We start from the raw sequence: 22,702 nt of genomic DNA on the forward strand, positions 1-22,702 counted from the left end.
GTATGGACATCAAGATGGGCATGCACCAGGGCCTGCACCTGAAGCAGCAGATCGTCATGACCCAGCGCCTGCAGCAGGCGCTCAAGCTGCTGCAGGTGCCGACCATGGAACTCGAGCAGATCCTGCGCGGGGAGCTGCAGGCCAACCCGCTGCTCGAGGAGGTCGATCAGGAGGACGACCACGACGAGGAAGCGGCCAACACCGAGGACGACGCTGCTCCCGACACGGCCGACACCACGGTGGAGGTCACCGGCGAGGACGTCGACTGGGACGAGTACTTCAAGGACGGCTTCCGCGGCGCCGCCACCGAGCAGGGCTTCGACGACGACGATCAGCTCGAGCGGCCGCCGGTCTACATCCCCTCGGGCCAGGAGCACCTGGAGGATCAGCTGCATCTGGGCGTGCGGGACGAACGGCAGCGTGAGATCGGCGAGTACATCGTGGGCTGTCTCAACGGGGACGGCTTCCTGGTCGCGCCGGTGGCCGAGATCGCCCAGTACTTCGAGACCGACGAGGCCGAGATCGAGGAGGTGCTGGCGATCATCCAGGGCTTCGACCCGCCCGGCGTGGGCGCGCGGGACCTGTCCGAGTGCCTGCTCCTGCAGCTCAAGGCGCGCGGCGAAGAGGACACGCAGGCCGCCGAGGTGGTGCGGCACCATTTCGAGGCGCTGAAGAACCGCAAGTTCAGCGACATCGCGCGGGCCATGAAGATCACGCCGCACGAGGTGCAGGAGATCGCGGCGATCATCGGCGAGCTCGATCCGCGCCCCGGCCTGAGCAGCGAGGGGGAAGGCGCGCGCGCCGTGGTGCCCGACCTCGTGGTCGAGAAGGTGGACGAGGAGGGCGACCAGTTCGTGGTCTATCTCAACGACGGCAACCTGCCGCGGCTGCGGGTGAGCCGGGCCTACGACGAGGCGCTCCGGGACCCGTCGGCGCGCCAGGACGACGCCGCCACCTTCATCGACGAGAAGCGGCGATACGCCGAGTGGATCATCAAGACCATCGAGCAGCGCCGGCGCACCATGATCAAGGTCATGGAGGCCATCGTGGCCGAGCAGCGCGAGTTCTTCGAGCGCGGCGCCATCGCGCTGCGCCCCCTGACGCTGCAGCAGGTCGCCAACGCCATCGGCATGCACGAGTCCACGGTCTCGCGCGTGACCCGGCAGAAGTACGTCCAGACGCCGCGCGGGGTGTTTCCGCTGAAGTACTTCTTCTCCGCGGGGCTGGACACCGACGAGGGCAACGAGGTGGCGGCCAAGGCCGTGAAGCTGATGATCCAGGAGATCGTCGAGGGCGAGAACACGAGCCGGCCGCTCTCGGACAAGAAGATCGCGGACATCCTCAGCGAGCAAGGCCTGAAGATCGCCCGCCGCACCGTGGCGAAGTATCGCGAGCAACTGGGCATCCTGAACGCCCGCATGCGCAAGCAGTTCTAGCGGCGGCCGTGGCAGCCGCCCGACCATGACGACCACACACGACCGGATCGACCGGTGAACCCTGGCGAGGAGAGCAAGCATGGACATGGAGATCAAGACCCGCCATTTCCAGCTCGGTGACGATGCCCGCGAGGTGATCGAAGGACAGTTCGAGAAGCTCGAGCGCTACAGCCCGCGCCCCGTCACCGGGGTCAAGCTGCAGATCGTGCTCGAAAAGAACATCTTTACCTGTGACGGCGTCCTGCACCTGCGCAACCAGGAGTTCCGCGCCGAGAACGAGGGGGCCGAGCCCGAGCTGGCCACCCAGGGCGTGGTCGAGAACCTCCAGCGCCAGCTCGAGAAGTTCAAGGGCAAGGTCAGCGCCAAGCAGCGCGGCGAGGCCGGGGGCCTGGGCAAGGCCATGCTGCCCGACGATCAGCCGCCAACGAGCCAGGACGAGGATTTCATTCTCCGGGACCTGGATGCGGTGGCGGCCCGCGCCGCGTTCACCGACAGCGATGCTCCCTTCCTGGTCTTCCGCAACGAGGCCACGGGCCGGATCGGCGTGGTCTACCGTCGCAGCGACGGTGAACTGGGCCTCATGGAAGAGCGTAACGACTAGCGTGTCAGCGGAGGTCGCATGTCTCAGCCCACCGTCCAGCTGCTTTTCAAGGACCTCCAGGAGCCTCTGGCCCTGGAGGCCCTGACCCCCCTGCCCGACCAGCCCGTGCCCGTCGTGGCGCCGGATGTGCACCGGCCCGGCATGGCGGTCATGGGATTCACCGAGAATTTCCTCAGCGAACGCATCCAGATCATGGGCGAGTCGGAGATGTCGTTCCTGGCGACGCTCGAGGCGGCGGGCCAGGTCCAGGCCTTCGACCGGGTGCTGGCCTTGAATCCGCCGGCGATCATCGTGACGCGGGCGCTCCCGGTGCCCGAGGCGGTCCTGACCGTGGCGCGCGAGCGGGGTTTCCCGCTGCTGCGTTCGGGCCGATCGGCGGTGACCATCGCCCAGGAACTCAACCGCTATCTCGAGCGGCTCTTCGCGCCGGGGGGCGAGGTGCATGGGACCCTGGTCGACGTCTACGGCGTGGGACTCCTGTTCACCGGTCGCAGCGGCATCGGCAAGAGCGAGTGCGCCCTGGACCTCGTGGAACGCGGCCACCGGCTGGTGGCCGACGATATCGTCGAGGTGGTGCGCACCAGCGAGAGCGTGCTGATCGGCCGCTTCCGGCCGCTCCTGCAGCACAACATCGAGATCCGCGGCGTGGGCGTCATCGACGTCCAGGCCATCTTCGGCATCCACGCCATCCGCATGCAGAAGCGGATCGAGGTGACCGTCGAGCTCCAGGACTGGGACGACCAGGTGGACTACGAACGGATCGGCATGGAGCGCAAGACCACCGAGATCCTCGGTGTGGAGATCCCGCAGGTGGTGCTGCCGCTGAATCCGGGCAAGAACATCACCGTGATCAGCGAGGTCATCGCCCTGGACTTCATGCTGAAGATCTACGGTTATGACGCGGCGCGGATCCTCAACGAGCGGATCGTCAAGTCGATCCGGCACAGCCGCCGTCTCAAGCGCTACCTCGAACAGGACCAGGAATAGCGGCCAGCCGGCCGGCGCGCCCACCGGCACCGAAAGGAATGACGACGATGATCCAGGGACTTGTCCTGACTCACGGGGGCATCGGTCGCGAATTGGTCAAGGTTGTCGAGTTGATCATGGGGCCGGTGGAGGGGTTGCGGGCGGAGTCGAACCAGGGCCGCTCGGCCAAGGACACCGCGCAGGCGGTGAGCGACTGGCTCGCCGGTCTCGAGGTCGGCACCGAGGGCGTGGTCTTCATCGACGATTACGGCGGCAGTTGCGCCACGGCGGCGCGGCTCGGCCTGGCCGACCAGACCCGGGTGGCGGTGATCAGCGGGGTCAACCTGACCATGCTGCTGGCGTTCGTGACCTGGCGCCAGGAACTCGAGCGTTCCGAACTGGTGCAGCGCATCGTGGACAAGGGCCGCCAGGCCGTCACCGTGGTCGGGGCAGCTCGATGAAGCTGGTGCTCGCCCGGATCGACGATCGCTTCATCCACGGGCAGGTGACCGTGGGCTGGGGGCAGCGGCTGCAGCCCGACCTCATCGTCCTGGCCAACGACGAGATCGCCGATGATCCCTGGCAGGCGCAAGTCTACGCCGCAACCGTCCAGCCCGAGGTGGCGGTGGCCGTGCTCCCGGTGGCCGCGGCCGCCGCGGCGCTGCGCGATCCCGACGGCGAGGCGGCGCCCTACGATCGGGTCATCCTGCTGGCCGGCGCTCCGGCCGACATGCACGCGCTCATGGTGCAGGGGGTGGCCATCACCCAGGTGAACATCGGCGGCATGCACTTCGCCGGGGGCAAGCAGGAGATGCTGCCCTCGGTCTACGTCGATCGCGACGATCTGGCGGTGTTCCGCACCCTCCTGCGGCGGGGGGTGCGGCTGACGGCCCAGGCGGTGCCGGGCAGCCGCGAGGTCGAACTGGACGACGGTCTGCTCTCGGCCATGGAGGCGCGGCTGTGATGACGGAGCCTGCAGGCTGGGGTTTCTGGCCGCTGCTGGCGTTGCTGGGCATGGTGCTGGCCATGGACGAGAACAGCCTGGCCCAGACCTGGCTGAGCCAGCCGTTGCCCGCGGGCATCCTGGCCGGCCTTCTCGCCGGCGATCCGGCCTCCGGGGCGTTGCTGGGACTCCTGATGCAACTGGTGGCCATCGGCAATTTCCCCGTGGGTGCCAGCTTCTGCCTCGACACCGGCAGTGCGGTGCTGGGGGTGTCCGCGGGGGCCATCACCGCGGGTTGGCGGCTCTCCCCGGGCACCATGGGGGAGTTGACCGTTGCCGGCGACAGCGCCGAACGCCTGGGCTGGCTCCTGGCGCTGATGGCGCTGGCCAGCCTGGCCGGGGGCCAGCTGGTCGCCCGTGAGCACCGCTGGCGCCTGGGCTGGATGCTCGACGGCTACCGGAGCGTCCGCGACGGCCACCTCGGCCGGCTCGAGGGCCTGCACCGGCGGGCCTTGCTGACCACGGCGCTGCGGGGGGCGGTCCTGACCGTGGGCTGGGCCCTGGTGGCGCGCCTCGTCTGGCCGCTGGATCTGCAGGCGGCTCCCGCACCGCTGCGCGGGGGCCTGGCTCTGCTACCGCTCCTGGTTCCCGCCCTGGCGGCGGGCACCCTGCTCGAGCGCTTCGGGCACCGGCGGGCGTTGCCCTGGGTGGCCACGGCAGCGCTGGTGATGGTGTTGATGCGCCGGTTCCTGGCCTGACAGGGCTGAGAGGAGGTCGACCATGCCCCGGAGCGACATGTACGATCCGGAACTCTCCGGGACGGTCGCGCGCCGCGTGTTCTGGCAGAGCCTCACGCTGCAGGCGTCCTGGAACCAGCAGCGCATGCAGAACCTCGGGCTCCTGGCGATCCTCTCGCCCTGGTGGCGCCACCTCGGGCTGGACCGCGATCAGTTGCGGCGCGCTTGCCGGCGCTATTTCGGACTCTTCAACACGAATCCGTACCTGGCCAACTTCGTGATCGGCGGCCTGTTGCGGCTGGAGCGCGAGCAGGCCAGGGGCGAGGTGGTCTCCGAGCGGCTGGTCGTCGGATTCCGTGATACCCTGGCGCGGGCCTGCGGATCGCTGGGCGACCAGTTATTCTGGATGGGGTTGCGGCCAGCGCTGATGCTGCTGGGCTGCCTGCTGGCCTTGGCGGGCTGGTGGCCGGTGGTCCTGCTGTTGATCGCCGGTTTCGCCGTGGCCGAGCTGGTGCTGCGCTGGCAGGGACTGCGGCTCGGTTTCGAACTCGGCACCGAGGTCCTGCGTATCATCGGCCATTCGGGCTGGCACCGGGCCATTGCCTGGCTCCGCCGACTGGCCCTGATCTTGACGGGGCTGATGCTCGGGTATTTCTTCGTCGACGGCCTCGCGCTGAGGCCATCGCTCGGCGATGGCCGTCTCCTGGGCTGCCTGGTGGCGGGCCTGGGCCTGCCTCTGCTCGTTCGTCAGAAAGCATCCGGTGAGACCCAGTTGCTCGCCGGATTGGTGGTCACCACCGGCCTCGCACTGGTCCTGGGGTGACGACATAGCATCTGGTACCCGCCGACCGCACCACGGGCGTCGGGTTGGAGGAACCGAACCTTGAAGACAGCATTGGCCAGAGTCGCCGACCCCGTCGGTTTCCACCTGCGGGCAGCGGGGCGGATTGTCAAGATGACCAAGCTCTTCCAGTCGGATGTGATCATCCGCTACCAGGGGCGGGCCGCCAACGCCAAGAGCATCATGGGGCTGGCGAGTCTCGCGGCGGAATTCGACGCCGAGGTCGAGATCGAATGCAGCGGCCCCGACGAGGACATGGCGCTCGAACGCCTGGTCCAGTTGATCGCTGTCGAGCTGGCCCATAGCGAGAACGGGGGTTGAGTTGCGTGAGCTGAGCGGCATCCCGGCGGCGCCAGGTTATACGGTCGGCCCGGTGCGGCAGCTCCGGCGCGCCACCGTCAGCGTGCAGCGTCGCTCCATCGCCACCGCCGAGGTGAGCACGGAGCGCGACCGCTTCGAGGCGGCGGTGGCCCGGGCCAGACAGGAACTCGCCTCGCTGCGCGACAAGCTGGCCCGCGAACTGGGCGTTGACGAGGCGGCCATCATCGACAGCCAGCTGCTCATGCTCGAGGACGAGCTGGTCTGGGACACCACCCTCTCGCGGATCCGCACCCAGCTCGTCAACGCCGAGGCCGCCTTCGCGCGTTCCATCGGCGACATCGTGCTGCAGTTCAACGGCATGCAGGAGGAGTCGCTGCGCGAACGCATCGCCGACCTGCGCGATCTCGAGGACCGCGTGCTGCGCGCGTTCAACGACGACCCGCAGGCCCTGGAGAACGACTGGACCGTGCCGGCGGTGGTGGCGTCGCGCGATCTGGTGCCCAGCGAGACGGCGGCGCTCGATCGCAACAAGGTGCTGGGATTCATCACCGACGAGGGCGGCGCCACCAGCCACGTGGCCATCCTCGCCCGGAGTCTCGGCGTGCCGGCGGTCTGTGGGGTGGGGGGCAGCGTGGCCAGCCTGGCCGACAACACCATGGTCGCGGTCGACGGCATGGTGGGGCGCGTGATCGTCGATCCCGATCAGGAAACCCACGACCGGCTCGTGACCCTGAAGCAGCATCAGATCACCGTCAGCCGCAAGCTGGATTACCTGCGCGACCTGCCCGCCGAGACGCCGGACGGGCACCGTGTCCGCCTGGGCGCCAACATCGAGCTGCCCGTGGAGCTGGAGGAGGCCGTGGCCCGCGGCGCCGATGGCGTGGGCCTGCTGCGCACCGAGTACCTCTACTTCCAGCACCGGGACATCCCCAGCGAGCTGGAGCAGGTCAAGCTCTACACCCAGGTGCTGCAGCGCATGGCCGGCCGGCCGGTGGTCTTCCGCACGCTGGATGTCGGTGGCGACAAGGTCTCCGACTATCTGGGCGCCAAGCGCGAGTACAACCCCTTCCTGGGCTGGCGGGGGATCCGGTTCTCGCTCTCGAACCGCGGCCTCTTCAAGACCCAGATCCGCGCGATCTACCGTGCCGGCGCCGCCGGCCCCGCCCACCTCATGGTGCCCATGATCAGCGGGGTGGAGGAGCTGCGCGCGACGCTCGAGATCTGCGCCGAGGTGCGCGACGAGCTGGAGCGCGAGGGCCTGCCCTACCGGCAGGACATGCCGCTGGGCATCATGGTCGAGACTCCTTCGGCCGCCGCGGTGGCCGACCTGCTCGCCCGCGAGTGCGACTTCATGAGCATCGGCTCCAACGACCTGATCCAGTACACCCTGGCCATGGACCGGGGCAACCGGCGCGTGTCCTACCTCTACCGACCCCTGCATCCGGCGATCCTGCGCACCATCAAGCACGTGATCGACGCCGGCCACGAGGCCGGCATCTGGGTGGGACTTTGCGGCGAGATGGGCTCGGAGACCCGGCTGGCCGAGGTGCTGCTCGGCCTGGGCCTCGACGAGATCAGCATGCACAGCGCGGCCTTGCCCAAGATCAAGCAGGTGATCCGCTGGACCGAACTGGCCGAGGCGCGCCAGGTCGTGGCCAGCCTGCTGGAAATGACCACCGCCGACGAGGCCGACCGCTGGCTGGCCGACTACGTGGCGGCCCGCAAGGACGCCCGCGCCAACGGGGGAACGACGACATGAGCGCCGACCGCGCCGCCGGCCAGGCGCAGATGTTCGCCTGGATCGCGGGACTGCCCGCCCAGCTCGCGGCCAGCGGCGGGTTCCCGGGGCTCGCCGACATCCAGCCGCTGGCGCCGGCTCCGGCCCAGGTGCTCTGCTGCGGCATGGGCGGCTCGGCCATGCCCGCCAGCCTGCTCGCCGACGGCTGGCCGGACCTCCCGGTGCCGGTCCTGGTGCACCGCGATGCCGGCCTGCCCGCCTGGACCGGTCCCGAGACCCTGGTCGTCGCCTGCAGCCACTCCGGGACCACGGCCGAGACCCTGGACGCCCTGGCCGCGGCCCGCGCCCGGGGCTGCCGGCTCGCGGCCGTCACCGGAGGCGGGCCGCTGCTGGCCGCCGCGCGCGGCGAGGATGGCCAGGCGCCGTTCCCCGCCGTGGTGCTGCCCACCGGCCAGCCGCCGCGCACCGTGCTGGGCGCCGCGCTCGGCGGGCTCCTGCACCTGCTGCATCGCTGTGGCCTGCTGGCCGACCCCAGCGCGTCCATCGCCGGCGCCTGCGCGCACGCCGCCGCCGGTCAGCTCGTGCGACTGGACGGCGTTTCCGGGGACGGGCCCGACCAGGCGGCCACGCTGGCCCGTTCGCTGGCCGGCCGTTTCACCGTCATCTTCACCTCGGGCGACGAGGCCCACGGAGCGGGGCGGCGGCTGCTGGCGCAGCTCCAGGAGAACGCCAAGGCGCCCGGGCATCTGGCCGCCTTTCCCGAACTGGATCACAACGAGATCGTGGGCTGGAACCTGCCTGCCCTGCAACGCGACCGCTTCGCCCTGCTCATCCTGCGCGGTGGTGACGAATCCACCGACGGCGCCTTGCGCGTCGAGGCCACCCGTGAGCTCCTGGCGGCTCAGTTCGGCCGCGTGCACGAGGTCCAAGCCAGCGGTCCCGACCGGCTGAGCCGGATCCTGGGACTGATCGTGTTCGGCGATCTGGTGAGTGCGCAGCTGGCCGTGCTCAACGACGTCGATCCGGTGCCCATCGCGCGAATCGACGCGCTGAAGCAGCGCCTGGCCGGTCGCTAACCGAAAGGACACCCATGAAGGCCGTCATTCCCGCCGCCGGCATCGGCACCCGGCTCAGACCGCACACGCTCAACCGCCCCAAGGCCCTGCTGCCGGTGGCCGGCCGGCCCATCCTGGCGCACATCGTCGACGATCTCGCCGCCGCGGGCATCGACGGTTTCGTCCTGATCGTGGGCTACCACGGACAGGCGGTGCGCGACTGGTTCGCCGCCGAGCGGCCCCAGCTCGACATCCAGTATGTCGAGCAGACCAAGCGCCTGGGTCTGGGCCACGCGGTGTGGACCGCCCGCGAGGCCGTGGGGCAGGAACCCTTCTTCTGCATCCTCGGCGACACCATACTGAAGGCGGATTATCAGTCGCTGCTCGCGTGTCCCGACAACATGATCGGCGTGCGAGAGGTGGACGATCCCCGCCGTTTCGGCGTGGTCATCATGGACGGCGAGCGGGTCGCGGGCTTCGTGGAGAAGCCCGAGGTCCCGCCCAGCAACCTGGCCATCGTCGGCGCCTACCTCTTCCGCGACGGCGGCGCGCTCTTCGACGCCATGGGCCGGATCGTGCGCGAGGACCGCCGCACCCGCGGCGAGTACCAGCTCACCGACGGCCTGCAGCTCATGCTCGAGCAGGGCTGCGTGTTCCGCACGGTGCCCGTGAGCGACTGGTACGACTGCGGCAAGCGCGAGACCTGGCTCGAGACCAACCGCGTCCTGCTTGACAGGGACGCCGCCGAAGGCGAGCATGGCCCGATCCATGTCGACCCCGGTGCCACCGTCACCGATTGCCGCCTCGGCCCGCATGTCTCCATCGGCCCTGGCGTGGTGCTGGAACGGTGCGACCTTGCCGACTGTGTCATCAGCGCCGGCAGCGTCCTGCACGATTGCCGGCTCACCGGGAGCCTGGTGGGCGAGCAGTGCCGTCTGACGGGCATCCATGGCGAGATCAATATCGGCGACTTCTGCGAGTTGACGGCAAAGGAGCAACGATGAGCGAGCGTTTCCTGTTCACCAGCGAATCGGTGACCGAGGGCCACCCCGACAAGGTCGCCGACCAGATCTCCGATTCGGTGGTCGACGCCATCATGGCCGAGGACCCCACCGGTCGCGTGGCCTGCGAGACCCTGGTGACCACCGGCATGGCCATGGTCGCCGGCGAGATCACCACCCAGACCTACGTCGATATTCCCAAGCTGGTGCGCCAGACCCTGCGCGAGATCGGCTACACCAGCTGCGAGTACGGCTTCGACGCCACCACCTGCGCGGTGCTCACCGCCATCGACGAGCAGTCGCCCGACATCGCCATGGGCGTGGACCCGGGCGGCGCCGGCGACCAGGGCCTGATGTTCGGCTACGCCACCCGCGAGACCGACGTCCTGATGCCGCTGCCCATCACCCTGGCCCACCGCATGGCCATGCGCCTGGCGCAGGTCCGCAAGAACGGCACGCTCGATTGGGTGCGCCCCGACGGCAAGACCCAGGTCACGGTGGAGTACGAGGACCATCGCCCGGTGCGCGTGGACACCGTGGTGGTCTCCACCCAGCACGATCCCGACATCGAACACGAGGACATCACCCAGGCCATGCGCCGCCACGTCATCGAGCCGGTGCTCGAGGAGTTCGGCGTGCCATACGAGGGCTACAAGTCGCACGTCAATCCCACCGGCAAGTTCGTCATCGGCGGTCCCCAGGGCGACGCCGGGCTCACCGGCCGCAAGATCATCGTCGACACCTACGGCGGCATGGCCGCTCACGGCGGCGGCGCGTTCAGCGGCAAGGACACCACCAAGGTCGACCGCTCGGCGAGCTATGCCGCGCGCTGGGTGGCCAAGAACCTGGTGGCCGCCGGCCTCGCCGAACGCTGCCAGGTCCAGCTGGCCTACGCCATCGGCGTGGCCGAGCCGGTCTCGGTGATGGTCGACAGCATGGGCACGGGCACCGCGCCGGACAGCCAGCTCACCAAGGCGGTGCGCAAGGTCTTCGACCTCACGCCCCGCGGCATCATCACCCACCTCGACCTGCGCAAGCCAGTGTTCCGCCGCACGGCGGCCTACGGGCACTTCGGCCGCGAGGAGGGCGGGTTCACCTGGGAGCGTACCGACAAGGTGGAGGAGCTGCAGCGGGCGGTGGGCTGACGACCATGGACGGCCCGGTGTAGCGAATGCGAGACGAATGAAGAGCCCCACCGCCTGGCGGTGGGGCTCTATTCGTCTGCTGCGGCAGGAACCCGGTGGCGCTAGGGCACCGAGTTCAAGATCAAGGTGGCGCGGGTCTCATGGTCGGTGGGGTTGGGATCGTCGGGGTACTCGGCCATGACCGCGTCGAAGAAGTAACTATCCCCGACGTCCCCGCTCTCGACGAAGAAGGTCAGGTTGCAACTCGCGAAGCCGTCGCGGGTGACCCGCAGGATGTCCCAGACGTAGTGCTTGGTCACCTCGTCGTAGGTGAACACGGAGTCCGCGACGCTCTGGCGCACGAACTGGATCCGCGGGTCGGCCGGCAGGTCGCCGTCCACCACGAGGTCGAAGGCGGCGCTGGGGCCGGCATTGAACACGCCGACCGTGACCACCAGCGTGTCGGGGAAGCTGGTGACGTCGCGGAGCAAGCTGTCGGCGAAGACCGGCTGGCTGGAGTTGTTGAACCAGTGGCTGAACAGCATGACATCCGCGGGCGCCGAGGCGATGTTCAGCACCGCTCGTAAGGAATCGTTATCGGCGGAGATGTCGCAGGCGTAATCGCTCATCACCGTATCGAAGCTGTGGTAGGAGCGGGCATCGCCGATCTCGAGGTCGAAGAAGGCGCTCAGCGTGGCGGTCTCGCCGGGCGCCAGATACTCGATGCTCCAGATCCATTCGCGCTCGCCGGGATACCAGACGGCCGAGCCGACGGATGGCTCGGTGCGGTCGAAGACGATGCGGTTGTTGCTGGGGAAGTCGCCGGTGATGGTGATGGCGTACGCCTCGTCGGGACCGTCGTTGTGCAGCGTGGTGGTGTAGGCCAGCGCGTCGGGGAACTCGACGATGTCGCGGAAGAGCGAGTCCTGGGCCGCGCCCTGCGGCGAGAGGAGCCAGTCGTTCTCGATCCAGAGGTCGGAGCCGTTGGAGGCGAGCACCTCGACCTGGATGGTGTCGACGCGGGAGAGTGCGCGGGTGGGATCCTCGAGATGCAGCACCACCACGTTCTCGCCGACATCGACGGGGGCGAAGCTGTGGCGCGGATTGGTGCCGTCGTAGATGCTGTCGCCGATCTCCCAGCGGAAGATGAAGCGCTCGTAGCTGTCTTCCTCGGGATCGAAGCCGCAGAGGTAGCCGCGGATCCCGAACTCCATGGGCTGGCAGGCGATGACCTCGTCGGTGGTGTCGGCCTCGACCACCGTGAAGCTGCGCAGACCGAGGCTGTCGGCCGTGGCGACGATCTCGAGCTGGCTCGAGGCCTTGTCGCCGTTGTCGTCCTCGGCGGTGACGGTGACCGTGTACTGGCCGGGCTCCTCGTACTGGTGGTAGGCGATGGAGGTGCCATCGGCGATCACCGTGCCGTCGCCGAAATCCCAAGACATCTTCAGCCAGTTGTTGCCGCCGGTGGGGTCGGCCATGGGCGTGCCCCCGGAGGCGTCGGCGCGGAAATCCACCCGCATGGGGACGACACCGCAGGTCTGGCTCGCGGTGAACCGCGTGATTTCCGGCTTGGGGTCGTCTTCGGAGCAGCCGCTGATCGCGATCACGGTCAGGACGGCCAGGGTGGTAAGCTGGAGGATCAGACCGAGCTTCTTCATGGGCATCACCGGCTCCGGGTGCAGGTGGGACGTGACGCGCCGAGGCAGGCGCAGACGCCGCAACAACATCGGGCGTAAATCGCGGCCACATCAATGTATAAACCTAGGCCTCGCCGGGCAAGGAGTCCAGGGAAAAGCCGGTTTTTCAGCGTCTGGCGCGCAGGAAGAGGATCCAGGTCCCCAGGGCGTAGAGACCATTGCCGGCCCAGCCCGCGACCACCGGCGGCAAGACGCCGCTGTGGCCGAACGAGCGCCCGAACATCATCAGCAGGTAGTAGCCGAAACCCACCGCCAGCGTCAGGCCGAATCCCGAGGCGACGGTGGTCTTGCGCGGGCCAGAGGCCAGGATCAGGCCGAGGCAGACCACGATGAAGTTGACCAGCGGGAAGGCCAGCTGGAACTGGATGTCCACGTCGAGCGTGGTGGGGTCGCCGCCGGTCTGGCGGATCAGGTCGCGGTGCTGGATCAGCTGGCGGATGTTCATGTTCTCCTGGCGGACCCGGGTGCGGTAGAGGCCGTCGGGCGTGATGGCCAGGTCGGACGCCTTGAGGGTCTCGAAGGTGGTGATCACCTCGCTCTCGCCGCTGAAGTCGCGGCGGGTGCCCTGGTGGAGGATCCAGTGCTTGCCGTCCCATTCGGCCCGCTCGGCATCGAGGTTCTCGAGGATCACCGCACCGTCCATGCCCAGGACCTTCAGGCCGGTCACCGTGTGGGTGTTGGGGTCGTACTTCTTGGCGTAGTAAAGCCGGCCGTCGGGCCCGGTGGCGGCGATCTGGCGGGTGGGCCGCATCTTCTCGGTCTTCTTGTGGATCTCCACCTCCCAGACCCGCCACTTGCGCAGGTTGGCCTCGGGCAGCACGTACTCGCGCCAACCGAGGGCCGCCACGGTCAGGAGCAGCCCGGCGATGAACAGCGGGCGGCCGATGCGGGTGAGCGAGAGGCCGCTGGAGTAGAGCGCGGTCAGTTCGAGGTAGCGCGCCATGCTGCCGATGGTGAAGAGCGTGGCCATGAGCGCCGCGATGGGCAGCACCTGGTCGATGATCCAGGCGCCCTTGAAGATGTAGTAGCGCAGGGTCTGGGACACGGTGGCGTGGTTGTCGAGGAGGCTGCCCAGGTGGTCGAAGAGGTCGACCATGGTGAACAGGATGAACGACCCGACCATGGTGTAGAGGAGGTAGCGCAGGAAGGTGCCCAGGACCAGGCGCTCGTAGATCCTCATGCGACCTCTCCGGTGGGCCGGCGGCGACCGAACAGGCGAGGCAACTGCAGGTAGCTGGTCTCGCGGACGCTGCGCAGGAAGAGCGGGATGCCCACGGCCAGCAGCAGCAGGTTGCCCGACCACATGGACAGGGCGGGGGGTGCCAGGCCGCGGTCCGAGAGCTTCTCGCCGCCGACGAGGCAGAGGTAGTACACCAGGTAGACCGCCATGGCCAGGCTCACCGAGACGCCCTTGCCGCTGCGGCTGGTGGTCACGGCCATGGGGATGCCCAGGAGCGCGAACACCACGCAGGCGAAGGGGATGGCCAGCTTCTTGTGGTACTCCACCATGAACTTGTTGGCCTTGCGCTGGTTGGCGGCGTCGACGGTGGCCTGGGCGCGCGACTGGCTGGTGGCGTGGTCGAGCTTGCGCCGCGTGGCCGCCAGGCGGGTGCGGCGTTCGGCCGGGTTGGCCGGCTCGCGCTTGGCGATGGTGGCGCGCTGGTCGGGGTCGAGCAGGCGGTACTGCCACTGGACGATGTCGAGGCCGAGGTTGGCCACGTGCTGCTCCACGTCCTCGCGGCGGTCGCGCTGGCGCTGGGCGGCGTCGCGCAGGTCGGTGAGGTTCATCTCGCGGTCGCCACGGGTCTGTCGCTGGCTGTCGCTGATCTCGCGCTTCATGCCGTCCATGCGGATATCGTGCCGGCCGAAGCGGATGACCTGGTACTTGTCCGGCTGGGCGGGATCGGGCATCTCGTGGATCTCGCCGTCGTGCAGCTCGAGGATCATGGCGTCGGTGGCCGGATCGGTGCGGATCTCGCCCCACTGGGCCGTGGTCACGCGCGGGCCCAGGTCGCCGGGCTTCTCCTTCTCGATGATGGAGACGTCGGTGATCCGGCCGGTGAGGTCGTCCTTTGTGGCCACATAGATGGTGGTGGCGTCGTCAAGGTCGGTGAACATCTGCTCGCGGATCTCGAGCATGGGGCGCGAGCGCTTGATGTCGTAGAGGAGGTTGACCAGGGTGTGGTTCGATTCGGGGTAGACGTAGTGGTTGAAGGCGACCAGCCCGCCTCCGATCAGCGACGCTCCCAGCAGCAGCGGGCGCAGGATGGCCCAGAGGCTGACGCCGCTGGACTTCATGGCCGTAATCTCGTTGTCGCCAGCGAGTTGACCGATGCTCATGAGAACCGCGATGAGGACCGACATTGGAACGGATAATGCAAGCGTGTAGCCCAGGCTGAGGATCAGGACCTTGGTGGCCACCGCGAACGGCACGCCCTTGCTGACGAACATGTCCACGTAACGGAAAAGGACATCGATCATCAGCAGGAAGGTGATGGTGAAGAGCCCGAAGAAGAAGGGCCCCACCGCCGCCCGCAACAAGTGCCTGTCCAGCATGTTCATCCGCGGATCCATTCTGGTTCGCCTGGTCGAAACGGGCTACATTCAGCACCAGGCGTTCGACCCCGCCGGAGATCCCGGACCAGACTCCTGGTCGACCTGCCGCCCCGGGGCGGCGGGCCGTCCTGTCGGGGGGCCAGTGCGACCACCTGGGAGGACGGAACCTCGGGTCTGGCCCCGCTCCGGGAAGGGCCAGTGTAACGTATCGACGAGGAGTGTCGAGGGTTGACCACGCGCCGGCGGCCGACGAGCCCCGAGAGGCGCCCCAGCCGGGCCTGGCATGAGGCCTGGCCCTCGCTCCTGCTCCTGCTTGGCCTGCTCCTGATCCCCGCCAGCGAGGCCCAGGCCGATCCCGAGTACCCCGGCCCCATCCTCTACGGGCTCGATCCGGTCCTCAAGACCACCCGTGATCCCCGCCTCCTGGGCGTCGAGCGTCTGGTCCTGCGCGAACGCCTGCTGGCCCAGGGCATCGACCCGCTCAAGGATCCGCGCCGTCCCGACGTCTCCACCATGATCTACGCGAACATGAAGCGCCGGGTGGGCGTGGACCTCGAGCGCGAGAGCGAGGTCTCCGAGGCCAGCGGGATCACCGGCCTCTACACGACCATCCGATACCCCGATTGGCTGCTTCTGTTCCAGACCCAGAAGACCTTGCCCGGCGGTTTCAGCTATTACCCGACCCGGCCGGTGGACGATCCGGCGGTCGATCTCTTCGTGGACGACGTGGCGCTGGCCTTGACCCGCGAGTGGGCCGCCACCGGGCGCCTGGCCCGCCTCGGCGCCCTGGACATCGCTGGCGGGGGCCGCCGCGCCAATCAGGACCAGAATCTCATCAATTTCACCATCCCGATCAAGCTGCCGCGCACGCTGGAGATGATCATCGGCCGCGGCGAGAAGACGCGGATCAAGATCACCGGCCGCGAGCACATCGCCATCCGCGGCGAGACCACCCGCAGCAACCAGTTCACACCCTCCGAGCGGGTGCAGAACCAGAGCTGGTTCCCCGACCTGGACATGGAACAGCAGCTCCAGGTCAACCTCACCGGCCAGATCGGCGAGAAGATCTTCATCGAGGTGGACCACAACAGCGAGGCCATCGGTCCCGAGGGCACCAAGATCAAGCTGAGCTACCAGGGCGACGAGGACGAGATCATCCAGAGCATCGAGACCGGCGACGTGGGCCTGACCCTGCCCGGCGGCCGCCTCCTCGGCTACAGCTCCAACGCCTCGGGGCTCTTCGGCATCAAGGTCACCGGCCAGGTGGGACCCGCCGATTTCACCGTGGTGGCGTCGAAGAAGAAGGCCGAGTCCGATTCCAAGACCTTCTCCAGCACCGGCGGCGAGGTCACCGAGCACTCGATCTACTCGTGGAACTACCTCAACAACCGATTCTTCCGGCTGGACCTGCCCAACTACGTCAACCACGAGGTGCTGGGCTACTTCTATCCGGACGTTCCGGGGCGCGACGCCAGCCAGTTCCGGATCGACACCGGCTCCATCCGGATCTACCGGAACCTGGGCGGCGTGCAGCCCCAGGAAGGCGATGTCCAGTACGTGGCGGCGGCCCTGGACACCACGGGCATCTGGAGTCCGGCCCACATCGAGGCCATCGCCGAGAACGCCTGGAATTCCGCCTGGACCTGGCGGCCGGTGGATTTCACCCTGCTCAACGACGTCAACGGCGACCTCGTCGCGGTGGACCTGCGCACCGAGTTGTCCGATGAATCCATCCTGGCGGTGACCTACGACGTGATCGACGCCGAGCGCAACCTGGTCTACCGCGTGGGCGAGGATCCCAACAACAACGCCGAACGCGGGCTGGAGATCGACGACCAGGGCTACTATCGCATGAAGCTGCTCAAGCCCGAGCAGCCCGAACGCTTCAGCTTCCAGTACGTCCTGCGCAACATCTACTCGCTGGGCGGCGCCAACATCAACGCCGAGAGCTTCGAACTGCGCATCGAGACCACCGAGCCGGTGACCCAGCCCGCGCTCCACGACACCACCGGCATCCTCTACCTGCAGGCGTTCGGGCTGGACACCGAGAACGCGCAGGGCGTCAAGGTTCCCGACGGCGTGGTCGACGCCCACATCCCCGAACTCATCGACCTGGGGGCGGGGCTCCTCAAGTTCCCCCTCGACTTCCCCTTCCCCTTCGCCGCCGAAGAGGCCGCCTACCGCGACTATGCCCAGTTCGCCATCGACGCCGATCTGGGCGAATGGCAATGGGCGGGCACCCGGCTCGAGAGCGACCGCACGCCGCAGATCTACGACTGGCACACCCGGCCCAGCGACTACGACGAATACGCCAAGTTCAAGCTCGTGGCGCGGCACGCCGCTGCCAGCAGCACCCTCAACCTGGGGGTCTCCAACATCGAGGAGGGCTCGGAGCAGGTGGTCCTCGACGGTCGTACGCTGCAGAGCGGCGTGGACTACGACATCGATTACCTCTTCGGCACCGTCTCGCTCAAGGGTCAGGCGGCCGCCGACCTCACTCCCGACAGCAACGTGCAGGTGACCTACCAGTACGCGCCGTTCTTCGGCGGCGGGCAGAGCAGCCTGCTGGGCTTCAACCTCGGCTACGACCTGGGACCCGAGAGCAAGCTCAACACCACCTGGCTCTACGAGAGCAACAGCATCGTCGGCCACAAGGCCAAGCTGGGCGAGGAGCCGAGCCGCAACCTGGTGGGCAACCTGAACCTCAACCACACGGTCAAGACCGATCTGTTGACCGGTGTGGCCAACGTCCTGGCGCGCGGCCATCGCGACAAGGAGAGCACCCTGGCGCTGAACGGCGAGGCGGCCATCTCCATCCCCAACCCCAACACCCGCGACCAGGTCTTCCTCGAGGATTTCGAGGGCGCCGCGAGCACCGACCTGATCACCCTCGGCCGCCTGGGCTGGAATCCCGCGAGCAGGCCGGTCGATTCCGACGACACGCGCACGTTCGACTACGAGGACCGGATCGACGACATCCGCTGGCACGTCCCCACCACGCGGGTGCTGCGCAAGTGGCTCAATCCCGATCTGATCAACGAGGAGCGCAACGAGACCCAGCAGGCCATCGATCTGAACCTCCGCCAGGATTCGGGCTGGAACGCCGACAGCTGGGGCGGGATCATGCGCGGCATCAGCCGCACCGGCCTGGACCTGAGCAAGTCGCAGTTCATCGAGATCTGGATCAACGACTCCAAGCAGCTGTCCGACGAACGTCGCGGCCGGTTGCACATCGACTTCGGCACCATCAGCGAGGACTTCATCTGGGAGAACGTGCGCGGCGACTTCGAGACGGGGACCTGGCAGCTCGAGGACCTCAACACCGACGGCGTCTTCAACGTGGCCACCGAGGACGTGGGCCTCGACGCCGTGGTCGAAGGCCAGGACGTGATCCAGGAGGGCGTCCCCTACAGCGCCAACCAGACCGAGGCGGGCGTGCCCGGGGAGTACCCGTACATCAACCGCACCGCCAAGAACAACTACGAGGACAGCGAGGATCTCGACGGCAACACGCGCTTCGACCAGCAGAACGGGTACTTCAGCGCGATCATCGACCTGCGCGACACCGCGCCGCTGGTCGATGTCTACAACGACTATCCCGAGGCGCGCGGCGACCTCGAGGGCACAGCCTGGCGCAAGTACCGGATTCGGCTCAGCGACGTGCTCGAGGTTTCGGAGACCGCCATCGCCGACATCGCCGCCATCCGCCACGTGCGCATCTGGTACGAGGACCCGGACGGCGGCGCGCCGACCAGCAAGACGATCCAGCTCTCGGAGCTGCAGTTCCTGGGCAGCCGCTGGGAACGGCAGGGCATCCGCAAGGTCGGCGACGAGCGGGTGCTCGACGGTCCCGACCTCGGCCCCGACGAGGGCTTCTTCATCGGCGAGGTCAACAACAAGGAGAACTCCAACATCTACGTGCCGCCGTTCCCGGTGCACGAGCAGAACAACATCCCCGAGAAGGAGTCGTCGCTGGTCCTGGACTTCACCAACCTCCAGCCAGACCACCTTGTCCGCATCGGCAAGCAGGTCTCCGCCCAGGGCGACGACTACACGCGCTACAACGCCCTGACCTGGTGGTGGCACTGCCCCACCGCCGACGTGGCCGATCTCGACATGTTCTATCGCCTGGGCGCCGACAGCCTGAACTACTACGAGGTGAGCCTGCGCTTCGCCGAGACCGACCAGCGCGTGGGCTGGCGGCGCGTGGGTCTCGACCTGGTGGACCTGACCAACGTCAAGACCCTGGAGCCGGATCCCGACGGGGTCATTCGCGGCACCGTCCGCGACCGGGAGGACGGCACCAGCTACCGGGTGACGATCCGCGGCAACCCCGACCTGCGGCGCGTGACGCGCTACTACTTCGGGGTGGCCAACCAGACCCGGCGCTCCATCAGCGGCGACATCTGGATCAACGACGTGATGCTCCTGGGCGCCAAGCGCGACATCGGCCTGGCCGAGAGCGTGGGCATGCGCCTGAACATGGCCGACGTCTTCAAGCTGGACTTCGACTGGGACCGGCGCGACGCCGAATTCCACGGGCTCGACCAGGACGCGGGGCAGGGCTATCTGAGCCAGAACTGGAGCCTGTCCACCAATTTCAGGGTCGACGATTTCGTGCCGCTGCTCGGGTTCCAGCTGCCCGTCAGCTTCAGCCGACGACAATCCACCCAGCGGCCCAAGTACGAGATCAACAGCGACATCGAGATCCTCGAGCAGGACCGGCGCAACGAGCTGTCGACCCTCGAGGAGCGCGAGAGCTTCTCGGTGCGGCTGAGCCGTCCGCCGAGCCGGTCGGCGATCCCCCGCTACCTCATCGATCCCTGGAACGCGCAGCTCTCGGGCAGCCAGTCCGACCGCCAGTCGCCCACCGAGGAATCGGCCCAGTCGTCGCTGCAGGGGTCGCTCAACTACAACCTGCAGATCACCGGCGAGCACACCCTGGGCGGCGTGCCGTTGCTGGGCGCGGTGCCCATCCTCGGCTCGCTCAGCTTTCTGCCCCGGCGCATCGAGGGCGCGGCCAGTTTCACCGCGACCAACCGCGAGAGCCAGCGCAAGGACCTCGACGGCACCACCTATCCGCCCACGGTCACCGAGACCCGGCCCGGGACCCTCACCGGCGGACTCGAGTACCGTCCGATTTCGGTGGTGACCGCCGCGTTCAACAACCGCAGCGAGCGCGACCTGCTGCGCGAGCAGAAGGTCGGCGGCGTCAACATCGGCGAGGAGAACAAGTACTCGCAGGACATGAGCCTGACGTTCACCGTGCCGCGGCAGAAGAGCATGCCCGAGGGCAAGTTCTACGCGCCGCTGCGCACGCTGGTGCGCGGTCTCAACGACATCAAGCCGTCGCTCACCTATCAGGGTTCCTACGTCAACGACCACAACCCCAGCGTCCGTCAGGCCGACGACCCGCCCGACGTGCGCAACATCAGCAACAGCAACGAGTGGCAGTTCCGGACCCAGTTGCCCGTGGGCGAGGTGTTCAAGAGCATCTTCCCCGAGCGCAAGCGCAGCGAGGCCGAGAAGACGCGGCTGATCGAGGAGCAGCAGCGGCTCATGCAGCAGGCGCGCGGCCAGGCCGAGGAGCAGTTCGACCCCGCGGTCATCGAGGGCTGGGACGAGATGACCCTCGACCAGCGCGAGGAGGCCAAGCAGCGCTGGCTCCTCGAGCAGGCCGAGCTGCGACTCGAAGAGGAGCAGGCGGGCCAGCAGCCCGTCGACGAGGGCGGGGGGATCAGGCCCGGCGATCTGCTGAACCCCTTCCTCAACATCCTGCGCGGGTTCGACCCCATCGCGTTCAACTACACCGACCGCCGGACCAGCGGCTACGGCCGGATCACCGGCTACAATCCGGACTGGCGCTACAAGCTGGGCTTCCTCACCGAGCTCGACGTGCCCGATTCCGCGTACACCATCCGCCGCAACGACAAGAGCCAGAACATCACGGTCTCCACCAAGACCCGCCTGACCCGCGAGGTGCAGATCGACATCAAGTACGCGTTGACCGAGAGCCAGAATCTGCAGAGCGAGAACATCACCAACAACTACACGCAGGACTGGCCCGACCTGCGGCTGAACATCGCCGGCCTGGAGCGCTGGCGCGTCTTCGGCGGTCAACCCGACGACCGCGACGCCGGCTGGTTCCGCTCCTCGTCCATCGACGTGGCCTACAAGCACTCCAAGAACGTGCCCAACTACACCGACACCTATTACGCTCCACGCCTGACCACCACCATCACGCCGCGCTGGAATTTCAACTTCCACAGCGGCATGACCCTGGCCCTGAACGGCAGCTGGTCCGACGAGAACTCGCTGAACAACGGCACGCGCACCCTGGGCAAGCGCATGCAGATCGGACTGCAGCTCCAGCACGAGATCTCGGCGCAGAAGATCCTGGCCAAGCTCGGGCTCTATCGTCCCGGCAACCAGCCCACCGTGAACATGGCCATCGACCTGCGCTACGCCAAGAACACCAGCAAGCGCGAAGTCCCCGGCGCCGCCTACGATCCGCCACCCACCGGGACGCGTCAGATCTCGCTGGCGCCTCGTTTCAGCTATAATATCACCCGGAACCTGTCGGGGGCCTTCAGCTTGAACTTCTCACAGAACAAGAACATCGCCACCGATCTGACCACCACCACCATCGGACTCGGACTGGAGGCGACCTTTGTCTTCTAGCCTCAACCGCCACGGCGTGGTCGCCATCCTCGCCGGCCTCGTCATCGTCGGCGTTGCCACGGCCCAGGCCCAGCCGCCGGCGCCCGAGTTCTCGGGCGATCGGGCCATGCACTGGCTCACCGTCCAGTGCGATCTGGGCCCGCGGCCGCCCGGTTCGGCCGCGCTCGAGGAACTGCGGCAACTGATCGAGCGCCAGGCCGCGGACCTGGGTCTCGCCTCGACGCGCCTCTGCTTCGAGACCACCGACCCCTGGCACGGCGGACCCCTGCAGGTCTGCAACCTGGTGGTGTCCGCCGGACCGCCGGGCGGCGACCGCCTCTGGTTCGGTGCGCACTACGACACCCGGCCGGCCTGCGACAAGGATCCCGACCCGGCGCGGCGCCAAGAGCCGCTGCTGGGCGCCAACGACGGCGCCAGCGGCACCGCCATCCTCCTGCATCTCATGGAGCTCCTCGCCGCCTCGCCGCCGCCGCAGGGACTGGACCTGCTGTTCTTCGACGGCGAGGATTCGGGCCCGGCCGGCGATGTCGACGGTTTCTGCCTCGGCAGCCGGGAACTGGCGCGAACCTGGAACGATTTCGGCAGCCCGCTGGCGGGCGGCCGGCCCCGGGGCCTGGTGGTTCTGGACATGGTGGGGGCCCGCGGCCTGCACGTGGGCATGGAGGGCTATTCGCTGCGCTACGCGCCGGACCTCACCAGGGCGGTCTTCGCCCGGGCGCGTTCGCTGCCGCTGACGGTCTTCGCGGCCGAGCCGGCCGTGGGGGTCTACGACGACCACGTGCCGTTCCTCGAGGTCGGCATCCCGGCGGTCGATCTCATCGATTTCGACTATCCTCCCTGGCACACCACCGCCGACACCCCGGACCAGTGCGACCCGGCCGTCCTCGGCGAAGTCGGTCTCCTGGTGACCTCGCTCATCTACCAGCCGTTGCCCGGGTTCTGATGCCAGGGGCGGGTTTACCGCCGCCGATTCCACTTGCCCCGTTCGCGGGCAGCGTCTATATT

The 22,702-nt window shown here is 68.0% G+C and carries 17 protein-coding genes; 14 read left to right on the top strand and 3 right to left on the bottom strand.

What is annotated here, in order from left to right:
- Positions 1-2: 2 nt before the first annotated feature.
- The 12 genes from rpoN to metK all read left to right on the top strand — a co-directional run bounded on the left by rpoN (position 3) and on the right by metK (position 10,784).
- Positions 3-1,436 (top strand): RNA polymerase factor sigma-54, encoded by a 1,434-nt coding sequence (gene rpoN, locus IFSED24_RS03630; protein WP_491333863.1) that lies wholly within the window; start codon positions 3-5, stop codon positions 1,434-1,436.
- A 79-nt stretch (positions 1,437-1,515) separates the two neighbouring features.
- Positions 1,516-2,037 (top strand): ribosome hibernation-promoting factor, HPF/YfiA family, encoded by a 522-nt coding sequence (hpf, locus tag IFSED24_RS03635; RefSeq protein WP_491333864.1) that lies wholly within the window; start codon positions 1,516-1,518, stop codon positions 2,035-2,037.
- An 18-nt stretch (positions 2,038-2,055) separates the two neighbouring features.
- Positions 2,056-3,024, top strand: a complete 969-nt coding sequence (gene hprK, locus IFSED24_RS03640; RefSeq protein ID WP_491333865.1) for an HPr(Ser) kinase/phosphatase — start codon at positions 2,056-2,058, stop codon at positions 3,022-3,024.
- A gap of 47 nt (positions 3,025-3,071) precedes the next feature.
- A complete protein-coding gene (locus IFSED24_RS03645) occupies positions 3,072-3,464 on the top strand; it encodes a PTS sugar transporter subunit IIA (protein WP_491333866.1) in 393 nt (130 codons plus the stop codon).
- On the top strand, positions 3,461-3,967 hold the full coding sequence (locus IFSED24_RS03650; RefSeq protein ID WP_491333867.1) for a PTS sugar transporter subunit IIB: 507 nt from the start codon (positions 3,461-3,463) through the stop codon (positions 3,965-3,967). The genes IFSED24_RS03645 and IFSED24_RS03650 overlap by 4 nt, the downstream gene beginning before the upstream one ends.
- On the top strand, positions 3,967-4,704 hold the full coding sequence (locus IFSED24_RS03655; protein WP_491333868.1) for a PTS sugar transporter subunit IIC: 738 nt from the start codon (positions 3,967-3,969) through the stop codon (positions 4,702-4,704). The genes IFSED24_RS03650 and IFSED24_RS03655 overlap by 1 nt, the downstream gene beginning before the upstream one ends.
- Before the next feature lie 22 nt (positions 4,705-4,726).
- Positions 4,727-5,506, top strand: coding sequence for a PTS system mannose/fructose/sorbose family transporter subunit IID (locus tag IFSED24_RS03660; RefSeq protein WP_491333869.1), 780 nt, complete (start codon positions 4,727-4,729; stop codon positions 5,504-5,506).
- 72 nt (positions 5,507-5,578) lie between these two features.
- Positions 5,579-5,845 carry an HPr family phosphocarrier protein gene (locus tag IFSED24_RS03665; RefSeq protein WP_491335024.1) on the top strand — a complete coding sequence of 89 codons (267 nt, stop codon included), beginning with the start codon at positions 5,579-5,581 and terminating at the stop codon, positions 5,843-5,845.
- A gap of 1 nt (position 5,846) precedes the next feature.
- Positions 5,847-7,604, top strand: coding sequence for a phosphoenolpyruvate--protein phosphotransferase (gene ptsP / locus IFSED24_RS03670; RefSeq protein WP_491333870.1), 1,758 nt, complete (start codon positions 5,847-5,849; stop codon positions 7,602-7,604).
- Positions 7,601-8,659, top strand: a complete 1,059-nt coding sequence (locus IFSED24_RS03675) for an SIS domain-containing protein (protein ID WP_491333871.1) — start codon at positions 7,601-7,603, stop codon at positions 8,657-8,659. Before ptsP ends, IFSED24_RS03675 begins: the two co-directional genes overlap by 4 nt.
- A gap of 14 nt (positions 8,660-8,673) precedes the next feature.
- Positions 8,674-9,642, top strand: a complete 969-nt coding sequence (locus IFSED24_RS03680) for a sugar nucleotidyltransferase (RefSeq protein WP_491333872.1) — start codon at positions 8,674-8,676, stop codon at positions 9,640-9,642.
- Positions 9,639-10,784, top strand: coding sequence for a methionine adenosyltransferase (gene metK, locus IFSED24_RS03685; protein ID WP_491333873.1), 1,146 nt, complete (start codon positions 9,639-9,641; stop codon positions 10,782-10,784). Before IFSED24_RS03680 ends, metK begins: the two co-directional genes overlap by 4 nt.
- A gap of 101 nt (positions 10,785-10,885) precedes the next feature.
- Here metK and IFSED24_RS03690 read toward each other — a convergent pair whose 3' ends face one another.
- The 3 genes from IFSED24_RS03690 to IFSED24_RS03700 form a co-directional block, all read right to left on the bottom strand.
- Positions 10,886-12,427: a PKD domain-containing protein gene (locus tag IFSED24_RS03690; RefSeq protein WP_491333874.1), complete on the bottom strand. Its 1,542-nt coding sequence runs from the start codon at positions 12,425-12,427 to the stop codon at positions 10,886-10,888.
- Between the two features lie 139 nt (positions 12,428-12,566).
- Positions 12,567-13,640, bottom strand: a complete 1,074-nt coding sequence (locus tag IFSED24_RS03695) for an LptF/LptG family permease (protein ID WP_491333875.1) — start codon at positions 13,638-13,640, stop codon at positions 12,567-12,569.
- Entirely contained in the window at positions 13,637-15,016 is a 1,380-nt protein-coding gene (locus IFSED24_RS03700; RefSeq protein ID WP_491333876.1) for an LptF/LptG family permease, read from the bottom strand. Before IFSED24_RS03700 ends, IFSED24_RS03695 begins: the two co-directional genes overlap by 4 nt.
- 228 nt (positions 15,017-15,244) lie before the next feature.
- Here IFSED24_RS03700 and IFSED24_RS03705 point away from each other — a divergent pair, with 228 nt between their 5' ends.
- Positions 15,245-21,697 carry a hypothetical protein gene (locus IFSED24_RS03705; protein WP_491333877.1) on the top strand — a complete coding sequence of 2,151 codons (6,453 nt, stop codon included), beginning with the start codon at positions 15,245-15,247 and terminating at the stop codon, positions 21,695-21,697.
- Complete coding sequence (locus IFSED24_RS03710; RefSeq protein WP_491333878.1) at positions 21,687-22,640, top strand: M28 family peptidase; 954 nt, start codon at positions 21,687-21,689, stop codon at positions 22,638-22,640. The genes IFSED24_RS03705 and IFSED24_RS03710 overlap by 11 nt, the downstream gene beginning before the upstream one ends.
- The last annotated feature ends 62 nt before the right edge of the window (positions 22,641-22,702 follow it).

Source organism: Candidatus Latescibacter sp. IFSED24 (assembly GCF_058273205.1).